15 protein-coding genes are annotated in these 18327 nt (G+C 70.2%); 2 read left to right on the top strand and 13 right to left on the bottom strand.

Annotation, left to right across the window (positions count from 1 at the left end):
* Positions 1-75 precede the first annotated feature (75 nt).
* The 11 genes from AB0F38_RS04940 to uvrA form a co-directional block, all read right to left on the bottom strand.
* The gene (locus AB0F38_RS04940) at positions 76-411 is read right to left on the bottom strand and encodes an RNA polymerase-binding protein RbpA (RefSeq protein WP_079099553.1); all 336 of its coding nucleotides are present in this window, start codon (positions 409-411) and stop codon (positions 76-78) included.
* Positions 412-520: 109 nt separating this feature from the next.
* On the bottom strand, positions 521-757 hold the full coding sequence (gene secG, locus AB0F38_RS04935) for a preprotein translocase subunit SecG (RefSeq protein WP_056783645.1): 237 nt from the start codon (positions 755-757) through the stop codon (positions 521-523).
* Between the two features lie 115 nt (positions 758-872).
* On the bottom strand, positions 873-1661 hold the full coding sequence (tpiA, locus tag AB0F38_RS04930) for a triose-phosphate isomerase (RefSeq protein WP_361886642.1): 789 nt from the start codon (positions 1659-1661) through the stop codon (positions 873-875).
* Between the two features lie 6 nt (positions 1662-1667).
* Complete coding sequence (locus tag AB0F38_RS04925; protein WP_361886639.1) at positions 1668-2879, bottom strand: phosphoglycerate kinase; 1212 nt, start codon at positions 2877-2879, stop codon at positions 1668-1670.
* Between the two features lie 111 nt (positions 2880-2990).
* On the bottom strand, positions 2991-4001 hold the full coding sequence (gap, locus tag AB0F38_RS04920) for a type I glyceraldehyde-3-phosphate dehydrogenase (protein ID WP_361886636.1): 1011 nt from the start codon (positions 3999-4001) through the stop codon (positions 2991-2993).
* Between the two features lie 502 nt (positions 4002-4503).
* Positions 4504-5493, bottom strand: coding sequence for a DNA-binding protein WhiA (gene whiA / locus AB0F38_RS04915; RefSeq protein WP_030919772.1), 990 nt, complete (start codon positions 5491-5493; stop codon positions 4504-4506).
* A complete protein-coding gene (yvcK, locus tag AB0F38_RS04910) occupies positions 5484-6518 on the bottom strand; it encodes a uridine diphosphate-N-acetylglucosamine-binding protein YvcK (protein WP_361886632.1) in 1035 nt (344 codons plus the stop codon). Before yvcK ends, whiA begins: the two co-directional genes overlap by 10 nt.
* The gene (gene rapZ, locus AB0F38_RS04905) at positions 6515-7474 is read right to left on the bottom strand and encodes an RNase adapter RapZ (protein WP_361886629.1); all 960 of its coding nucleotides are present in this window, start codon (positions 7472-7474) and stop codon (positions 6515-6517) included. The genes yvcK and rapZ overlap by 4 nt, the downstream gene beginning before the upstream one ends.
* Positions 7471-9588 (bottom strand): excinuclease ABC subunit UvrC, encoded by a 2118-nt coding sequence (gene uvrC, locus AB0F38_RS04900; protein WP_361886626.1) that lies wholly within the window; start codon positions 9586-9588, stop codon positions 7471-7473. The genes rapZ and uvrC overlap by 4 nt, the downstream gene beginning before the upstream one ends.
* 165 nt (positions 9589-9753) lie before the next feature.
* On the bottom strand, positions 9754-10182 hold the full coding sequence (locus AB0F38_RS04895; protein ID WP_361886623.1) for a Rieske (2Fe-2S) protein: 429 nt from the start codon (positions 10180-10182) through the stop codon (positions 9754-9756).
* Positions 10183-10394: 212 nt separating this feature from the next.
* On the bottom strand, positions 10395-13406 hold the full coding sequence (uvrA, locus tag AB0F38_RS04890) for an excinuclease ABC subunit UvrA (RefSeq protein ID WP_361886620.1): 3012 nt from the start codon (positions 13404-13406) through the stop codon (positions 10395-10397).
* A gap of 174 nt (positions 13407-13580) precedes the next feature.
* On the opposite strand from uvrA, the gene AB0F38_RS04885 reads away from it, so the two are divergent.
* Together AB0F38_RS04885 and AB0F38_RS04880 are read left to right on the top strand one after the other, a co-directional pair.
* Positions 13581-14270: a maleylpyruvate isomerase family mycothiol-dependent enzyme gene (locus AB0F38_RS04885; protein ID WP_361886617.1), complete on the top strand. Its 690-nt coding sequence runs from the start codon at positions 13581-13583 to the stop codon at positions 14268-14270.
* 10 nt (positions 14271-14280) lie between these two features.
* A complete protein-coding gene (locus tag AB0F38_RS04880; protein ID WP_361886614.1) occupies positions 14281-14934 on the top strand; it encodes an MBL fold metallo-hydrolase in 654 nt (217 codons plus the stop codon).
* A 124-nt stretch (positions 14935-15058) separates the two neighbouring features.
* Here the strand turns inward: AB0F38_RS04880 and AB0F38_RS04875 are convergent, their stop codons facing one another.
* Together AB0F38_RS04875 and AB0F38_RS04870 are read right to left on the bottom strand one after the other, a co-directional pair.
* Positions 15059-16069: a TerC family protein gene (locus AB0F38_RS04875; protein WP_361886610.1), complete on the bottom strand. Its 1011-nt coding sequence runs from the start codon at positions 16067-16069 to the stop codon at positions 15059-15061.
* A 249-nt stretch (positions 16070-16318) separates the two neighbouring features.
* A complete protein-coding gene (locus AB0F38_RS04870; RefSeq protein ID WP_361886607.1) occupies positions 16319-18289 on the bottom strand; it encodes a TerD family protein in 1971 nt (656 codons plus the stop codon).
* Between the last annotated feature and the right edge of the window lie 38 nt (positions 18290-18327).

Below are 18327 nucleotides of genomic sequence, written 5' to 3'. Positions count from 1 at the left end.
TATTCGGGCGTTCCGACAACGCGGCGAGGTGCCCTAGCTGTCGTCGTGCGCCCGCCAGGAGTTGCGGGACAGCCCTTAGATCTCGCCGCGGAGTTTCGCGAGGGCCTCGGCGAGGATCGCCTCGCCGTCGGCGTCGCTGCGCCGCTCGCGCACGTACGCCAGGTGCGTCTTGTACGGCTCGGTGCGGGGCGGGGCGGGCGGGTTGTCCCGGTCCTGCCCGGCCGGGAAACCACAGCGCGGACAGTCCCAGGTCTCCGGAACCTGCGCGTCATGGGCGAAGCTGGGCTGCGTCTCGTGCTCGTTCGAGCACCAGAAGGAGATGCGGAGGCGCGGCGCGGACTCGCCGCGCTCGGCCTCCCCCATCGGGCCCGCTCCGACCCGGCTTCCCCGGATCGCGTTGCCACTTGCCACGGTCGTAACTCCCTGCGTGATGGTGCTCGAAGATGCCCCAGTCTACGTAAGGCCCAACGCGCGTCCAGTGGAAGGAGTTACACCCTCACCGGGAATCGCTGACGACTGGTCAGTTGTCCAGCTTGATGAGCAGACCGAGAACGACGATGCACGCGAACCAGACCAGACCGACCACGACGGTAATGCGGTCGAGGTTGCGCTCGGCGACCGAGGAACCGCCCACGGAGGACTGCATTCCGCCACCGAACATGTCGGAAAGGCCGCCGCCCTTTCCCTTGTGCATCAGCACCAGCAGCATCAGCAGCAGGCTGAAGACGATCAGGGCGATCTCGAACGCCAAAATCACGGCTGGTCCCTACTTTCCGGAATTCCTTAGGACTGTATGTACGAACAGCGGGGGCCGGGGGGTGGTAACCCCTTCGGCCCCCGCTAGGGTACGACGGATCCGCGCTACCGCATACTCACTGGTCGCGGAAGCGGACGATCTTGACGAACTCGTCGGCGTCGAGCGCGGCGCCACCGATCAGGGCACCGTCCACATCGGGCTGCGCCATGATGGCCGCGACGTTTCCGGACTTCACCGAGCCGCCGTACTGGATACGGACGGCGTCGGCCAGCTCCTGGGAGTAGAGCTCGGCCAGCCGGCGGCGGATCGCACCGCAGACCTCCTGGGCGTCCTCGGGGGTGGCGACCTCGCCGGTCCCGATGGCCCAGACAGGCTCGTACGCGACCACGATGGACTCGGCCTGCTCGGCCGGGACGTCCTTCAGGGCGCCGTCGAGCTGCGCGAGCGTGTGGGAGACCTGCTCACCGGCCTTGCGGATGTCCAGGCCTTCGCCGACGCAGAGGATCGGAGTCAGGCCGTGCCTGTACGCGGCCTTCACCTTGGCGTTGCAGATCTCGTCGTTCTCGCCGTGGTACTGACGGCGCTCGCTGTGGCCGACGGCCACGTACGTGCACTTCAGCTTGGCGAGCATGGGGCCGGAGATCTCACCGGTGTACGCGCCGGAGTCCTGCGCCGAGATGTCCTGGGCGCCGTACTTGATCTTCAGCTTGTCGCCGTCGACCAGGGTCTGCACGGAGCGCAGGTCGGTGAAGGGCGGCAGGACGGCGACCTCTACTGCGTCGTAGTCCTTGTCGGCCAGGGCGAAGGCGAGCTTCTGGACGTGGGCGATGGCCTCGAGGTGGTTGAGGTTCATCTTCCAGTTGCCCGCCATGAGCGGGGTACGGCCTTGTGCGGTAGCAGTCATTGAGGGTCAGTCCTCCAGTGCGGCGAGGCCGGGAAGCGTCTTGCCCTCGAGGTACTCGAGGCTTGCGCCGCCACCGGTCGAGATGTGGCCGAATGCGTTCTCGTCGAAACCCAGGATGCGGACGGCGGCGGCGGAGTCCCCGCCGCCGACGACGCTGAAGGCCTCGGAGTCGACGAGGGCCTGGGCGACCGCCTTGGTGCCCTCGGCGTAATCGGGGTGCTCGAAGACGCCCATGGGGCCGTTCCAGAAGACGGTGGCCGCGTCGGCGAGCTTCGCTGCGTACAGCGTGCGGGTCTCGGGCCCGATGTCCAGGCCCTCCTGGTCCGCGGGGATGGCGTCGGCGGCCACCCTGGTGGGGTTCGCCGGGGCCTTGGTCCTCAGGTCCGGGAACTCGTGCGCGACCAGGACGTCGACGGGGAGCACGAACTCCACACCGAGCTCCTCGGCCCGCTTGAGGTAGCCCTGGACGGCCGGGACCTGGTCCTCCTGGAGCAGCGAGATGCCCACCTCGTGGCCCTGGGCCTTGAGGAAGGTGTACGCCATGCCGCCGCCGATCAGGATGCGGTCGGCCTTCTCCAGCAGGTGGTCGATGACCCCGAGCTTGTCGGAGACCTTGGCACCCCCGAGGACCACGGCGTACGGGCGCTCGACGTCCTCCGTCAGCTTCTTCAGGACGCCGACCTCGGTGGCGATCAGACCACCGGCCGCGTGCGGCAGGCGGGCCGGGAGGTCGAAGACGGAGGCGTGCTTGCGGTGGACGGCTCCGAAGCCGTCACCCACGTACACGTCGGCGAGCTCGGCGAGCTGATCGGCGAAGGCGCCGCGCTCGGCGTCGTCCTTCGACGTCTCCCCGGCGTTGAAGCGGAGGTTCTCGATGACGGCGACCTGGCCGTCGGTGAGAGCGGCGACCGTGGCGCGGGCGGACTCGCCGACGGTGTCGGTCGCGAAGGAGACCTCCGTGCCGAGCAGCTCACCGAGCCGCGCGGCGGCGGGGGCCAGCGAGAAGGCCGGGTCCGGGGCGCCCTTCGGGCGGCCGAGGTGCGAGGCGACGATGACCCGCGCACCGGCTGCGGCGAGCTCGGCGACCGTCGGCCGGACGGCGCGGATGCGGCCGTCGTCGGTGATCGTGGTGCCGTCCAGCGGCACGTTGAGGTCGGCGCGGACGAATACCCGCTTGCCCGCGACCCCTTCGGCGAGAAGTTCGTCGATCGTCTTCATCTTGTTCCGGTACTCCTAGGAAGGACGCATGAGCATGCAAGGGGCTCGGACGGCGCCGCGTTGCGCCGTCCGAGCCCTCTGCTCACATCGAGATGCCTGCCGATCCGAGGATCAGAGCTGGTCGCCGACGAAGACGGTCAGGTCGACGAGGCGGTTGGAGTAGCCCCACTCGTTGTCGTACCAGCCGAGGATCTTCACCGAGCTGCCCTCCTGGACCATGGTCAGGGAGGAGTCGAAGGTGCAGGACGACGGGTCGCCGACGATGTCCGAGGACACGATCGGGTCCTCGGTGTACGTCAGGAAACCCTTGAGGTCGCCGTCGTCGGAGGCCTTCTTGAACGCCGCGTTGACCTCGTCCTTGGTGACCTCGCGCTGCAGGGTCACGACGAGGTCGGTGGCGGAACCGGTCGGGACCGGGACACGCATCGCGATGCCGTCGAGCTTGCCCTTGAGCTGCGGGAGGACCAGGGCGGTCGCCTTGGCGGCGCCGGTCGTGGTCGGAATGATGTTCTCGGCGGCGGCGCGGGCGCGACGCAGGTCCGAGTGCGGGAAGTCCAGGATCCGCTGGTCGTTCGTGTACGCGTGGACCGTCGTCATCAGGCCCTTGACGATGCCGAAGTTCTCGTCGAGAACCTTGGCCATCGGCGCCACGCAGTTGGTGGTGCAGGAGGCGTTGGAGATGACGTGGTGGTTGGCCGCGTCGTACTTGTCCTGGTTGACGCCCATCACGATGGTGATGTCCTCGTCCTTGGCCGGAGCCGAGATGAGGACCTTCTTGGCGCCACCCGCGATGTGCTTCTCCGCGTCGGCCTTCTTGGTGAAGATGCCGGTCGACTCGATGACGATGTCGACGCCCAGCTCACCCCAGGGGATGTCGGCCGGGTTGCGCTCGGAGAGCACCTTGATGGTGTGACCGTCGACGGTGATGGTGTCGGCGGTGTGGCTGACCTCTGCCTTGAGACGACCCAGAATGGTGTCGTACTTCAGCAGGTGGGCCGTGGTCGCAGTGTCACCCAGGTCGTTGACAGCCACGATCTCGATGTCCGCACCCTGCTCCAGCAGCGCGCGGAAGTAGTTACGACCGATGCGGCCAAAGCCGTTGATGCCTACGCGGATCGTCACGAACCGATCTCCTCGTTAGGTACGCCGGTTTTCGACGCCGGCGAGTTGTATGGGATGTCCCCGACCGCCTCCGACCCTACCTCTCCGAGGGCCCCGGAGTGACATCGAGTAGGGACGGAACGGACACGGGGGCCCGTACTCCCGAGTAGGAATACGGACCCCCGGTCCTGCGCCGTCGCACGGGCGGAAGGCGGTCCAGCGTGTCGGAGCTGACGGTGTGGTGTACGCGCCCGCCGCGTCCAGGACGCCACGGCGGCGTCACGGAGAGCGACCCCCGCTCCGGACAGCCGTCCGGCACCGGCGAAGGCCGTGCAGTCGTCTGCCACCTCCGTCCGCCGGGCCGGCCACCGGATTCGTGACGGCCCATGGCCGCCCTGTCAATAGGGCCGCACGGCGGCGCGAAGACCGCGTATCGGGGATGCAGGCGGGCTGTCGCCCGTCCGGGAGGTGCCGCCGCCGGCGCCCTCGGGAGGCACGCCGGCGGCAGGAGGTGGGCGTCCGCTCAGCCGACGAGACCGTCGGCCAGCTCCTCGCTGAGGGTGGACTCGGTGCCCGGGATGCCCAGGTCCTGGGCCCGCTTGTCGGCCATGGCCAGCAGGCGCCGGATCCGGCCCGCGACCGCGTCCTTGGTCAGCGGCGGGTCGGCGAGGGCACCCAGCTCCTCCAGGGAGGCCTGCTTGTGCTCCATGCGCAGCCGCCCGGCCGCCGCGAGGTGCTCGGGGACCTCCTCGCCCAGGATCTCCAGTGCGCGCCCCACCCGGGCTCCTGCGGCCACCGCGGCACGTGCGGAGCGGCGGAGGTTGGCGTCGTCGAAGTTGGCGAGCCGGTTGGCGGTGGCGCGGACCTCGCGCCGCATCCGGCGCTCCTCCCAGGCCAGCACCGACTCGTGGGCGCCGAGACGGGTCAGCAGCGCGCCGATCGCGTCGCCGTCGCGGACGACGACACGGTCCACCCCGCGCACCTCGCGGGCCTTGGCCGCGATGGAGAGCCTGCGGGCGGCACCGACCAGGGCCAGGGCCGCCTCCGGACCGGGGCAGGTGACCTCCAGCGAGGAGGAGCGGCCCGGCTCGGTGAGCGAACCGTGGGCCAGGAAGGCCCCGCGCCAGGCGGCCTCGGCATCGCAGGTGGCCCCCGAGACCACCTGCGGGGGCAGTCCCCGGATCGGCCGGCCACGGCCGTCCACCAGACCGGTCTGGCGTGCCAGCTGGTCGCCGCCGGCCACCACCCGCACGACGTACCGGGAGCCGCGCCGCAGCCCACCGGGAGCCATCACGATCAGCTCCGAGCTGTGCCCGAAGATCTCCAGGATGTCCCGCTTCAGCCGGCGCGCCGCCATCGCCGTGTCCAGCTCAGCCTCGATCACAATCCGGCCGCTCACCAGGTGCAGCCCGCCCGCGAACCGAAGAATCGCCGAGACCTCTGCTTTCCTGCAGCAGGTCCGGGTCACGGGAAGCCGAGAGATTTCGTCCTTCACCGCTGGCGTCATCGCCATGGGCCGATCCTTCCATGCATCCGAAAAATACGGTCGTACGCGGCGGCCAACAGCTCCGGATCGTGAATCGGAACGCCGTCGGGTGAGGCCACCGGGGCCAGCTCGACCGCGGCTCCGAGCCGCTCGGCGGCGTCGGACAGGGACTCACGGTCGGGCACGGCGGCCTGGTCGGCCAGCACCACGTCCAAGGCGAGTTTAGGGGCGTGTCGTCCCAAAACCTCCAAATGACGCTGCGGTGAGAAGCCTTCTGTTTCACCGGGCTGGGGCGCGAGGTTCAGTGAGAGGACCTTACGGGCCTTCGTGAGGACCAGTGCGTCGAGCAGTTCGGGTACCAGTAGATGCGGAATCACGGAGGAGAACCAGGATCCCGGACCGAGTACCACCCAATCGGCGTCCAGGACGGCCGCGACCGCTTCCGGGACGGCCGGCGGATCGGCCGGCACCAGATGGACGGACTGCACCTCGCCGGGGGTGAGCGCCACGGTGGCCTGCCCCCGCACCGTCACCACGTCCTCGGGGTGCTCCGGATCGTGCCCCCGCACGAGCGCCTGGAGCTCCAGGGGCACGGCGGACATGGGCAGCACCCTGCCGTGCGCGCCGAGCAGCTTGCCGACCAGGTCGAGCGCCTGGACGTGGTCGCCCAGCTGCTCCCACAGGGAGACGATCAGGAGGTTGCCGACGGCGTGCCCGTGCAGATCGCCCTTGGACTCGAAGCGGTGCTGGATCACCTGGGCCCAGGTCTGGCCCCATTCGTCGTCCCCGCAGAGCGCCGCCAGCGCCTTGCGCAGGTCGCCGGGCGGCAGGACGCCGAGCTCCTCGCGCAGCCGCCCACTGGAGCCCCCGTCGTCGGCGACGGTGACGACGGCGGTGAGATCGCCGGTGATCCGCCGCAGCGCCGTGAGGGACGCCGACAGGCCCATGCCGCCACCGAGGGCGACGACCTTGGGCTGTGCGCCCCGCTTGCGGCCGGAGAGCGCAGAGGTGGCTCTGCTCAGCCTGCGCAGGCGCAGATTGCGACTGGTCACTCGCGCCCCATGTCCCGGTGCACCAGCACGGTCTCGATCCCCTCCGTGGCCAGCCGGGCGGCCAGCTTCTCCGACATCGCGACGGAGCGGTGCTTGCCGCCCGTGCAGCCGACGGCGATGGTCACGTAGCGCTTGCCCTCGCGGCGGTAGCCCGCGGCGATCAGCTGGAGCAGCTCCGTGTACTGGTTGAGGAACTCCTTGGCACCGGGCTGGTCGAAGACGTAGCCGGACACCTCCTCGTTGAGTCCGGTGAAGGGACGCAGCTCGGGGACCCAGTGCGGGTTGGGCAGGAAGCGGCAGTCCACGACCAGGTCGGCGTCGACCGGCAGGCCGTACTTGAAGCCGAACGACATCACCGTGGCCCGCAGCTCCGGCTCCTCGTCGCCGGCGAACTGGGCGTCCATCTTGGCCCGCAGCTCGTGGACGTTGAGGCTGGAGGTGTCGATCACGAGGTCGGCGTCGCCGCGCAGCTCGCGCAGCAGGTCGCGCTCCGCCGCGATGCCGTCGACGATCCGGCCGTCACCCTGGAGGGGATGCGGGCGGCGGACCGACTCGAAACGGCGTACGAGTGCGTCGTCGGAGGACTCCAGGAAGACGATCCGCCGGGTGACGTGCTTGGACTCCAGGTCCGCGAGGGACTCCCGGAGGTTGTCGAAGAAGCGGCGGCCCCGTACGTCGACGACGACGGCGATCCGGGCCACGTTGCCCTGGGACCGGGCGCCGAGCTCCACCATCGTGGGGATCAGCGCGGGCGGCAGGTTGTCGACGACGAACCAGCCGAGGTCCTCCAGACACTTGGCGGCGGTGCTGCGTCCCGCGCCCGACATACCCGAGATGATCACCAGCTCGGGGATGGCCGGCACTGCGGCCTCGGCCTTCTCCTTGGTGCTTCCCGTACTCATGTCCGCTGCTCCGTCTGCTCGGTCGTTCTGGCGTTCGTGCGCGTGCTCGGTCATGACGTGTTTCCCCCGTCGTCCTCTTCAATGATCTCTCCTGTGGCCGTGTTCACGGCCGGTGCGGCCGGGGCGGCCGCGGCGAGGGCGACGGCCACCGATTCCGCTGTCCTGCGGCCTATCCCCGGAACCTCACAGATCTCGTCGATTGTCGCCTGCCGCAGCTTCTTCACGGAGCCGAAATGCTTGATCAGTGCCTGCTTGCGGGTCTCACCGAGGCCGGCGACCTCGTCCAGGGGGCTGCTGCGGATGCGCTTGGCCCGCTTGGCCCGCTGGTAGGTGATGGCGAAGCGGTGGGCCTCGTCGCGGATGCGCTGGAGGAGGTAGAGGCCCTCGCTGGAACGGGGCAGCACCACCGGGTCGTCGTCATCGGGCAGCCAGACCTCTTCGAGGCGCTTGGCTAGACCGCAGACGGCCACGTCGTCGATACCCAGCTCGTCCAGGGCGCGCTTGGCCGCGGCGACCTGCGGCTGCCCGCCGTCGACCACGACGAGCTGCGGCGGGTAGGCGAAACGCTTGGGCCGGCCGTCGTCCTCACGGGCTTCCTCGGCCGGGGCGGCCGCCGCGGGTGCGGGCGCCCCGGGCCCGGTGGACGTGTCCGTGGCCACGGTGGAGGTGGTTGCGGAGGTGTCCGTGGGGGCGGAAAGGGCCGTGGACACTCCGGGCGCGGGGACGGGGCCCGTGGCGGCCGGGGTCTCCTCCCACTCCCCCGTCCGCTCCTTCTCCTGAAGGTAGCGCTTGAAGCGGCGGCCGATGACCTCGTGCATCGACCGGACATCGTCCTGGCCCTCGAAGCCCTTGATCTGGAACCGGCGATATTCGCTCTTGCGTGCGAGCCCGTCCTCGAAGACCACCATGGACGCGACCACGTCGTCGCCCTGCAGGTGCGAGATGTCGAAGCACTCGACGCGCAGCGGGGCGGTGTCCAGGCCGAGCGCCTCGGCGATCTCCTCCAGGGCGCGGGAGCGGGTCGTGAGGTCGGAGGCACGCTTGGTCTTGTGCAGCCCCAGCGCCTGCTGGGCATTGCGCTGGACCGTGCCCATCAGGTCCTTCTTGTCCCCCCGCTGCGGAATGCGCAGGCTGACCTGGGAGCCCCGGCGGCCGGCGAGCCACTGGGAGACGGCTTCGGGGTCCTCGGGAAGCGCCGGGACGAGGACCTCCTTGGGGACGGAGTCGCCCGTCTCCTCCCCGTACAGCTGCTGGAGCGCGTGCTCGACGAGTCCGGCCGTGTCGACGGCCTCGACCTTGTCGGTGACCCAGCCGCGCTGTCCGCGCACCCGTCCGCCGCGGACGTGGAAGATCTGGACCGCGGCTTCGAGCTCGTCCTCGGCGACGGCGATCAGGTCCGCGTCGGTGGCGTCGGCGAGGACGACGGCGCTCTTCTCCATGGCCCGCCTGAGCGCCTCGGCGTCGTCGCGCAGCCGGGCCGCCCGCTCGTACTCCATCTCCTCGGCCGCCTGCGTCATGTCCTTCTCCAGGCGGCGGATGTACGTCCCCGTCCGGCCCGCCATGAAGTCGCAGAACTCCTCGGCCAGGTCGCGGTGTTCGTCCGGGGTGACCCGGCCGACGCAGGGGGCGGAGCACTTGCCGATGTAGCCGAGGAGGCAGGGGCGGCCGGTCCTCTCGGCGTTCTTGAAGACGCCGGCGGAGCACGTGCGCACGGGGAACACCCGGAGCATGAGGTCGACGGTCTCGCGGATCGCCCAGGCGTGCCCGTACGGACCGAAGTAGCGCACGCCCTTCTTCTTGGCGCCCCGCATGACCTGGACGCGCGGGAACTCCTCGTTGAGCGTGACGGCGAGGTAGGGGTAGCTCTTGTCGTCGCGGTACTTGACGTTGAACCGGGGGTCGAACTCCTTGATCCAGGAGTACTCGAGCTGGAGCGCCTCGACCTCGGTGGAGACCACGGTCCATTCGACCGAGGCGGCTGTGGTGACCATCGTGCGGGTGCGCGGGTGGAGACCGGACAGGTCCTGGAAGTAGTTGGCCAGGCGCTGACGCAGGTTCTTGGCCTTCCCGACGTAGATCACCCGGCGGTGTTCGTCGCGGAATTTGTAGACCCCCGGGGAGTCGGGGATCTGTCCCGGCTTGGGGCGGTAGCTGGAGGGGTCTGCCATGTCTCACACCCTACTTGCGGGCTGTGACAGAACGGCATTTCCGCAGGGCACGCACCCAAGGCCGGGACGGTGGGCCCGAGTCGGCGCGGACGGCCCGTGCCGGGGCTCGGGGCGGGCCCGCCGGGACCGGTCCGCCGGGCGCGGACCGCTCCCGGGTCCGCCGGGTCAGGCTCCGGGGCCCGCCACGAGCTTTCCGCCCTCCACCTTCACCGGGACGGCGGGCAGCGGCACGGTGGCCGGGCCCTTCAGTGCCTTGCCGGTCGTCATGTCGAAACGGCTGCCGTGGCACGGGCAGTTGCCCTCGTTCTCCTCGACCTTGTCCAGGAGACAGCCGGCGTGGGTGCACTGCGCGCTGAAGGCCTTGTACTGGCCCGCGGCCGGGCAGCTCACGACGACCCGCTGCTCCCGGTAGAGCTTCGCCCCGCCGACCGGGACCTCGTCCGCGGCGCCGAGCTCGACGGGCGCGGTGGGTGTCGGCGTCTGCGCGTGGCCGAGCTTCGAATCGGTCGAGCAGGCGGCGGCTCCCAGCCCGGCGGCTCCGGCGAGAGCGGCGCCCTTCAGTACGGTACGGCGGGCGGCAGGCAGGCCTGACATGCGGTCTCCACTGGTCGGGCGGACAGAGAGCCGCCGTCTCCGCCCGGGTACCGGCTGCCCGCGGACACCGGGCACGGGCCGCACCTGAACGCATCGGCGACAGACCCGACGATACCGACGGAGAACGCCGCACCTTCGACCGGCCCCGCCCGGCGGGCCGGAGGGCACGGAGGCGGCCCCCGGGGTGCCGGGGGCCGCCTCGCCGGAACCTCTCAGGCCTTCCTGGTGCGAGCGGCCTTCTTCGGTGCGGGCTTCCCGGCCGCCGCCCTGTCCGCGGTCCGGGCCGTGGCCGTGCTGCGCGCCGGGGCCGCCTTCGCGGCGACCGCCTTCTTCGCGGTCGCCCTGCGGGCCGCGGGCACCGCGGCGGCCTCGCTGATCCGGTCCGCGCCCAGGACCGTCTGGAGGAACTTCCCGGTGTGGCTGGCCGGCACCGAGGCGACATGCTCCGGGGAGCCCTCGGCGATGACCAGGCCGCCACCCTTGCCGCCCTCGGGACCCATGTCGATGACCCAGTCGGCGGTCTTGACGACATCGAGGTTGTGCTCGATGACGATCACCGTGTTGCCCTTGTCGACGAGGCCCGAGAGGACACTGATGAGCTTGCTGATGTCCTCGAAGTGCAGACCGGTGGTCGGCTCGTCCAGCACGTAGACCGTGCGCCCGGTGGAGCGCTTCTGCAGCTCGCTCGCCAGCTTCACGCGCTGCGCCTCACCGCCGGACAGCGTCGGCGCGGACTGGCCGAGCCTGACGTATCCGAGACCCACCTCGTTGAGCGTGCGCAGGTGGCGGGCGATCGTGGGGACGGCCTCGAAGAATTCCAGGCCCTCCTCGATCGGCATGTCCAGGACCTCGGCGATGGACTTGCCCTTGTAGTGGACCTCCAGGGTCTCCCGGTTGTACCGCGCTCCGTGGCAGACCTCGCACGGAACGTACACATCGGGCAGGAAGTTCATCTCGATCTTGATCGTGCCGTCGCCGGAGCAGTTCTCACAGCGCCCGCCCTTGACGTTGAAGGAGAAGCGGCCCGGCAGATAGCCGCGCACCTTCGCCTCCATCGTCTCGGCGAACAGCCTGCGGACGTGGTCGAAGACTCCGGTGTACGTGGCCGGGTTGGACCGGGGCGTACGTCCGATCGGCGACTGGTCGACATGCACCACCTTGTCGACGAGGTCGTCGCCGTCGACCCGGGTGTGCCGCCCGGGCACCGACTTGGCACCGTTGAGCTCGCGCGCCAGGTGGGTGTACAGGATGTCGTTGACCAGGGTCGACTTCCCCGAACCGGAGACACCGGTGACCGCCGTGAGCACACCGAGCGGGAAGGAGACGTCGATGTCCTGGAGGTTGTTCTCGCGGGCACCGTGCACCGTGAGCAGGCGCTCGGGGTCCACGGGGCGCCGGATGCCGGGCATCGCGATCGCCCGCTCGCCGGAGAGGTACTGGCCGGTGACCGACTCCTTGTTGGCCAGCAGTTCCTCGAGCGAGCCGGAGTGGACGACCTTGCCGCCGTGCTCCCCGGCGCCGGGTCCGATGTCGACGACCCAGTCGGCGACCTTGATGGTGTCCTCGTCGTGTTCGACGACGATGAGCGTGTTGCCCATGTCCCGGAGCCGGACCAGGGTCTCGATCAGCCGGTGGTTGTCGCGCTGGTGCAGGCCGATGGACGGCTCGTCCAGCACGTACAGCACGCCGACGAGCCCGGAGCCGATCTGGGTGGCGAGCCGGATGCGCTGGGCCTCGCCGCCGGACAGGGTGCCCGCGGCGCGGTTCAGCGAGAGGTAGTCGAGGCCCACGTCGACGAGGAACTTCAGGCGCTCGTTGACCTCCTTGAGCACCCGCTCGGCGATCCTCTTGTCGCGGGCGTTCAGCTTGAGCCGGCCCAGGAATTCGGCGCACTCGCTGATCGACATCGCGGCGACCTGGGCGATGGACTTCTCCATCACCGTCACCGCGAGCACGATCGGCTTGAGCCGGGTGCCCTCACAGGTCGGGCACGGCACCTCGCGCATGTAGCCCTCGAAGCGCTCCCTGCTGGAGTCGCTCTCGGCCTCGGAGTGGCGCCTCTTGACGAACTGCACCGCACCCTCGAAGGAGGGGGTGGTGTAGGCGCGCTCGCGCCCGTACCTGTTGCGGTAGCGCACCTCGGTCTGGATCTTGTGACCGTGCAGCAGCGCCTTCCTGGCGCGCTGCGGCAGGCCGGCCCAGGGGATGTCCGTGCGGAATCCGAGGGCGTCGGCGAGCGCGCCGATCTGGCGTCCGAAGTACTCCTTGGTGTGGCCGTGCGACCAGGGGTGGATCGCGCCCTCGTCGAGGGACTTGTCCTCGTCCGGGACGATCAGCTCCGGGTCGACCTCCATCCGCGTGCCGATGCCCGTGCAGTCGGGGCAGGCGCCGAACGGCGAGTTGAAGGAGAAGGAGCGGGGTTCCAGCTCCTCGAAGGAGAGGTCGTCGTACGGGCAGTAGAGGTGCTCGGAGTACATCCGCTCACGCTCGGGGTCGTCCGCCTCGAGATCGACGAAGTCGAGCACGACCATGCCGCCGGAGAGGCCCAGCGCGGTCTCGACGGAGTCGGTCAGCCGCCGCTTGGCGCCGTCCTTCACCGTGAGGCGGTCGATGACCACCTCGATGGTGTGCTTCTCCTGCTTCTTCAGCTTGGGCGGCTCGGACAGCTGGATCGTCTCGCCGTCGACCCGGGCCCGGCTGTAGCCCTTGGTCTGCAGGTCGGCGAAGAGGTCGACGAACTCGCCCTTGCGCTCACGCACGAGCGGGGAGAGCACCTGGAAACGGCTGCCCTCGGGCAGGCTGAGCACCTTGTCGACGATGGCCTGCGGCGACTGGCGGGAGATGGGCCTGCGGCACTCGGGACAGTGCGGCTTGCCGATCCTGGCGAAGAGCAGCCGGAGGTAGTCGTAGACCTCGGTGATGGTGCCGACCGTCGAGCGCGGGTTGCGCGAGGTCGACTTCTGGTCGATGGAGACTGCGGGCGAGAGGCCTTCGATGAAGTCGACGTCCGGCTTGTCCATCTGGCCGAGGAACTGGCGGGCGTAGGAGGAGAGGGACTCCACGTAGCGCCGCTGGCCCTCGGCGAAGATCGTGTCGAACGCGAGGGAGGACTTGCCCGACCCGGAGAGCCCGGTGAAGACGATGAGGGAGTCACGGGGGAGGTCGAGCGAGACGTTCTTCAGGTTGTGCTCGCGCGCGCCACGGACGATGAGACGGTCGGCCACGCCGGTCCGCACCTTTCTGGAGAGAAGTGGGGGAACTGAGCCCCTGCCCAGGGCATGGGGGGCGCCACAGCGATGGAGGAAGCTTTGGACTCCGAGCGTATAGCACGCGCATTCGATTTATGACCGGCTGCGGACTCCTTCACCCGAATGAGTGGACGGGGCTACGCTCGGCTCATGATTGATCATGCGCACGACCTGGAAGCCGTACGTGAAGCAACCGGTCGGCTGCTCCGAGCGACGGCCGGACTGGACGACGCCGCGCTCGCCGAGCCGTCGCGTCTGCCGGGCTGGAGCCGCGGCCATGTTCTCGCCCACCTGTCACGTAACGCCGACGCCCTCGTAAATGTTCTCCGGGGACGTCCCATGTACGCGAGCAGCGAAACCCGGGACGCCGATATCGCACGCGACTCGACCCGGCCGCGCACCGAGCAGCTCGCCGACCTGCGGGACAGCTCGGCCGGCTTCCTGGCCGCGGCGGCCGAGCCGGCCGACTGGTCCCGGACGGTCACGATGCGCAACGGCGTCACGGACTCGGCCTCCCGGATCCCGTTCCGCCGCTGGGCCGAGGTCGCGCTGCACCATGTCGACCTGGCGGTGGGCCACGAGCTGGAGGACCTCCCGGAGGAGTTCGTGATCCGGGAGAACGACTTCCTGGCGGAGCGGTTCGCCGGCCATCCCGAGGTGGTTCCCACGACGGCGGTGACCGAGGACGGCAGGCTCTGGACCACGGGCGGCGGCGCCGACGGCGGATCGGTCGTCGTCCGGGGCACGGCCCCTGACATCCTCGGCTGGCTCTGCGGACGCCGTGACGGCTCCGGACTCACGGTGGAAGGCGGGCGTCTTCCCGTGCTGCCCCCGCTATAGGCTGGGACGCATGACGTACAGCGGAGCGGTGAAGGTCGGCGGGCCTGCGGACGTGCACGAGCTGACGGACTTGATGATCTCCAAGGTCGCCGTCGGTCCGATGGACAACAACGCCTACCTGCTGCGCTGCCGGGCCACCGGTGAGCAGCTGCTGATCGACGCGGCCGACGAGGCCGGGACCCTGCTGCGGCTGATCGGCGCGGACGGCATCGCGTCCGTCGTCACGACCCACCGGCACGGCGACCACTGGCAGGCGCTCGGCGAGGTCGTGGCGGCCACCGGAGCACGCACCTACGCCGGGGTGCACGACGCGGAGGGCATCCCCGTCCCGACGGACGTACGCGTCGAGGACGGCGACACGATCCGGGTGGGCCGGGTCTCGCTGACCGCCCGGCACCTCACCGGACACACCCCGGGGTCCGTCGCGCTGGTCTACGACGACCCGCACGGGGCACCGCACCTGTTCACCGGGGACTGCCTCTTTCCCGGAGGCCCCGGGCGGACAACGAGTCCCACGGACTTCACGTCACTGATGGACGACCTCGAGGAGAAGATCTTCGGGACCCTTCCGGACGAGACGTGGATCTATCCGGGCCACGGGAACGACACCACCCTCGGTGACGAACGCCCGCACCTCGCCGAGTGGCGGGCGCGAGGCTGGTAGACGCCTCGGGCCTCCCCGGTCCGGATGCGCCGAGGAGCGCAACGCACGACGGACGGCGGCGGCCGGGTGCCCTTGAGGGCCCCGGCCGCCGCCGTCCTTCGGACCGCCTTCCGGCTGCCGCCTGCTACTTCTCGGCGCCGACGTTCTCGTTCTCCTCGTCGGCCGTCTTCGCCACCTCGGCCTTCTCGGCCGCCTCCTGCTTCTTGTTGGCGATCAGGCTGGTGATCGTGGTGATCACCAGGACGCCGCAGATGACGGAGAGGGAGAACGGGATGGAGATCTCGGGGACGTGCACCCCGGACTCGTGCAGTGCGTGCAGCACCAGCTTCACGCCGATGAAGCCGAGGATCACCGAGAGCCCGTAGCTGAGGTGGACCAGCTTCTTCAGCAGACCGCCGATGAGGAAGTACAGCTGCCGCAGACCCATCAGGGCGAACGCGTTGGCGGTGAAGACGATGTACGGGTCCTGGGTCAGGCCGAAGATCGCGGGGATGGAGTCCAGGGCGAACAGCACATCGGTGGTGCCGATGGCGAGCATGACCACCATGAGCGGGGTCAGGACGCGCTTGCCGTTGTTCCGGATGAAGAGCTTGGTCCCGTGATACCTGTCGGCGACACCGAAGCGGTGCTCGATCGACTTCAGGAGACGGTTCTCCTCGAACTCCTCCTCCTCGTCGTCGGCCCGCGCCTCCTGGATCAGCTTCCAGGCGGTGTAGATCAGGAACGCGCCGAAGATGTAGAAGACCCAGGAGAAGTTGGCGATGACCGCGGCACCCGCGGCGATGAAGATCGCTCGGAGCACCAGGGCGATCAGCACACCGATGAGCAGCACCCGCTGCTGGAGGTGGGAGGGCACCGAGAACTTCGCCATGATCAGGACGAAGACGAAGAGATTGTCCACACTGAGTGACTTCTCGGTGATGAAGCCGGCGAAGAATTCGCCGGAGGCCTGGCTTTCGCCGAAGACCAGCAGACCGAGCCCGAAGAGCACGGCCAGCGCGATCCAGACGACGGTCCAGATCCCGGCTTCCTTGGTCGAGACGTCATGGGGCTTGCGCCCGATGAAGAAGTCGACGGAGATGAGGGCGACGAGACCGAGAATGGTCAGCGTCCAGAGAGTCCATGAAACGTCCACTGCGCCTCCGGCAGTTCGCTACGGCTATAGATCAGCGTCGTCGCTGCCGGAGGTCTCTTCCACCCTGGGCGCGCGGGCTGCGCGCCGGGCCGGCGCCCCGGGACCGGTCACAGTCCGTACTGACGGGAACGCCGCGATCGGGAGTACTCCCCTCCGCCCAAAGAACAGTACAGGAAACACCAAGAATAGGTAAAGTCGCAGGCAAGGGATGATCAAAACGCCAGGTCGGAGCCTTTCGGAGTCCCTGGTTCAGCGGTAGCCGGTGCGGCGCGCCGCAGCCACCAGGGCGAGGACCTGCTCCAGGACGCGACTCCCCTGCGGCGCCCTCAGCGGCTCGTACGTCCAGGCATGGCCCACCCACGGGTCGGCGAGGTGGTCGTCCGCGACGGGGGTGATCCGCAGCAGCGACCGCCACAGCGGGTCGAGCACCGGGCCGTAGGCGCGGGCGTCCTCGCGGTCGGCGACCATCAGCAGGTGCACGCCCACGGCGGGGCCCTCGTCGGCGAGATAGCGCAGCTGGGTGACGGCCCGGTCGTCGAAGCCGTGCGGGAAGTCGTTGACGATCAGCAGTTGCTCGCCCGTGTCCAGGTCCGGCGGGAGCGAGTCGGCGGCACCGGCCCTGATCGCCATCTGCACCAGATCGACGCGCCGGGTGAGGTGCGCGAGGACCGAGGCCACGCCCCCGGCTCCGGTGGCGGGCGGTCCGGCGAGCACCCCGGAACCGGTCAGCGGGGCGAGCGCGCCGACGGCGGAGGCGGCCGGATCGATGACATGGACCGAGAACTCGCCCGCCGGGTGGACGGCGAGCAGCCGGACCGCCATGGCGACCGCGGTCTCCATGGCCAGTCGGCGCAGCTGGTCGCCGTCCGTCGACGCGGCCGCCTCGGAGGCCGTACGACCGCTGTCGATCCATATCCCGCGTTCCAGCGGCAGCCGTACCAGTAGCGGGATGCGCAGGTCAGCACACTCGGGCAGACGCAGGTCACCGATGCGCAGCGCCATGGGGTTCTCCATCGGCACGCGGTAACCGTGCCAGACGGGGTTGTCCCACCCCGCATACGCGGCGGGGAGGGCGGGCTCCACCACGGCGGACTCGGCGGCGAGCTGGGCCAGATCACGGTCGAGGGCCTCACGGGCCCGGGCGGTGAGTTCGTCGCGCTTGGCCCTGGCTTCCTCCCGGGCCCGGTCGCCCGCACCGCCGATGCGGCTGCGCGGGTCGGAAAGGGTCCGGTCGAGCTCCTGGTCCATCCGGGACTCGGCGAAGTCGGCGGCGCTGCGGTAGGCGGCGACGGCGCGGGCCAGGTCCTCGAACATGCCCCAGATCTGGTTGTAGAGGCGTTCGTCCATGGACCAGCCGCCGGCGTCACCGGCCACGGGCCGCGCGGGCTGTCCGGGTGCGGCGGGCGGGGCTGCCGGAGGAGGGGGCGGGGCGGAGGTCCGGCGGCGCGGGTGGGCGTAGTCGATGGGGCCGCCCGCCGTGGAGTCCGCGGCAGGCACCGGGGAGGGCTCCCCGAGCGGCTCGGATCCCGGGGAGGGCGCGGGGTGCCGGTCGCCGCCCGCGGGTGGCACGGGCGGCTGCCCGCCGCCCGCTGAAGGCGCGGGACGGGCGGGGTGGCGGACGCGCCGGCCTTCCGGGGTGCGGGGCGGCGCGGGTGCCACGGAGCGGGCGAGCCCGGAGGCGACGGCCTCCTGTATCGAGGCGGCGAGCTCCGCAGCGCGGGCCACGCCCTGGTCGGCGAGCATCCCGGCCAGTCCCGCGGCGTATCCCTGGCCGACGGCGCGGACCTTCCAGACGCCCTGCCGGCGGTAGAGCTCCAGGGCCGTCACGGCGGACTCCGCGTCCAGGCCCGTGAGGGTGAAGGTGGCGATCTCGGTGCCGTCGAGTCCGGTGACGACGACGAACGGCGCAGCGACCGAGCCGAACGTGACGGGCCGGCCGGCCCCCAGGGGCAGGGCCAGCAGCACGGTGACGCGGTGCACCGCGCCGGGCAGGGCGTCGAGGTCCACCGCGAGCCGGTGGTCGGCCGCGGCCTGCCGGGAGACCTCCAGCCCGGGGAGCTGCGGCGATCCGGGGTGGGCGATCCACTCCGCGCCGTGGACCGTGCCCCGCTCGTCCCCGAGGGTGGCCCCGGCCACGACGGGAGATCCCGCCGACACCCTGATCTCCAGACGGGTCTGGGGCAAGGTGTGGTTCTGCCCCCGGACCAGCTCGGCCGTCATCGCCCTGTCCCCTCGACGTTCGGTGTGGTGCCCTGCCA

Source organism: Streptomyces sp. NPDC025273 (genome assembly GCF_040638585.1).
GTDB classification, from domain to species: domain Bacteria; phylum Actinomycetota; class Actinomycetes; order Streptomycetales; family Streptomycetaceae; genus Streptomyces; species Streptomyces cinereorectus.
The sequence above is the reverse complement of the archived record's forward strand: the minus strand, read 5'-3'. Positions and strand labels throughout refer to the sequence as shown.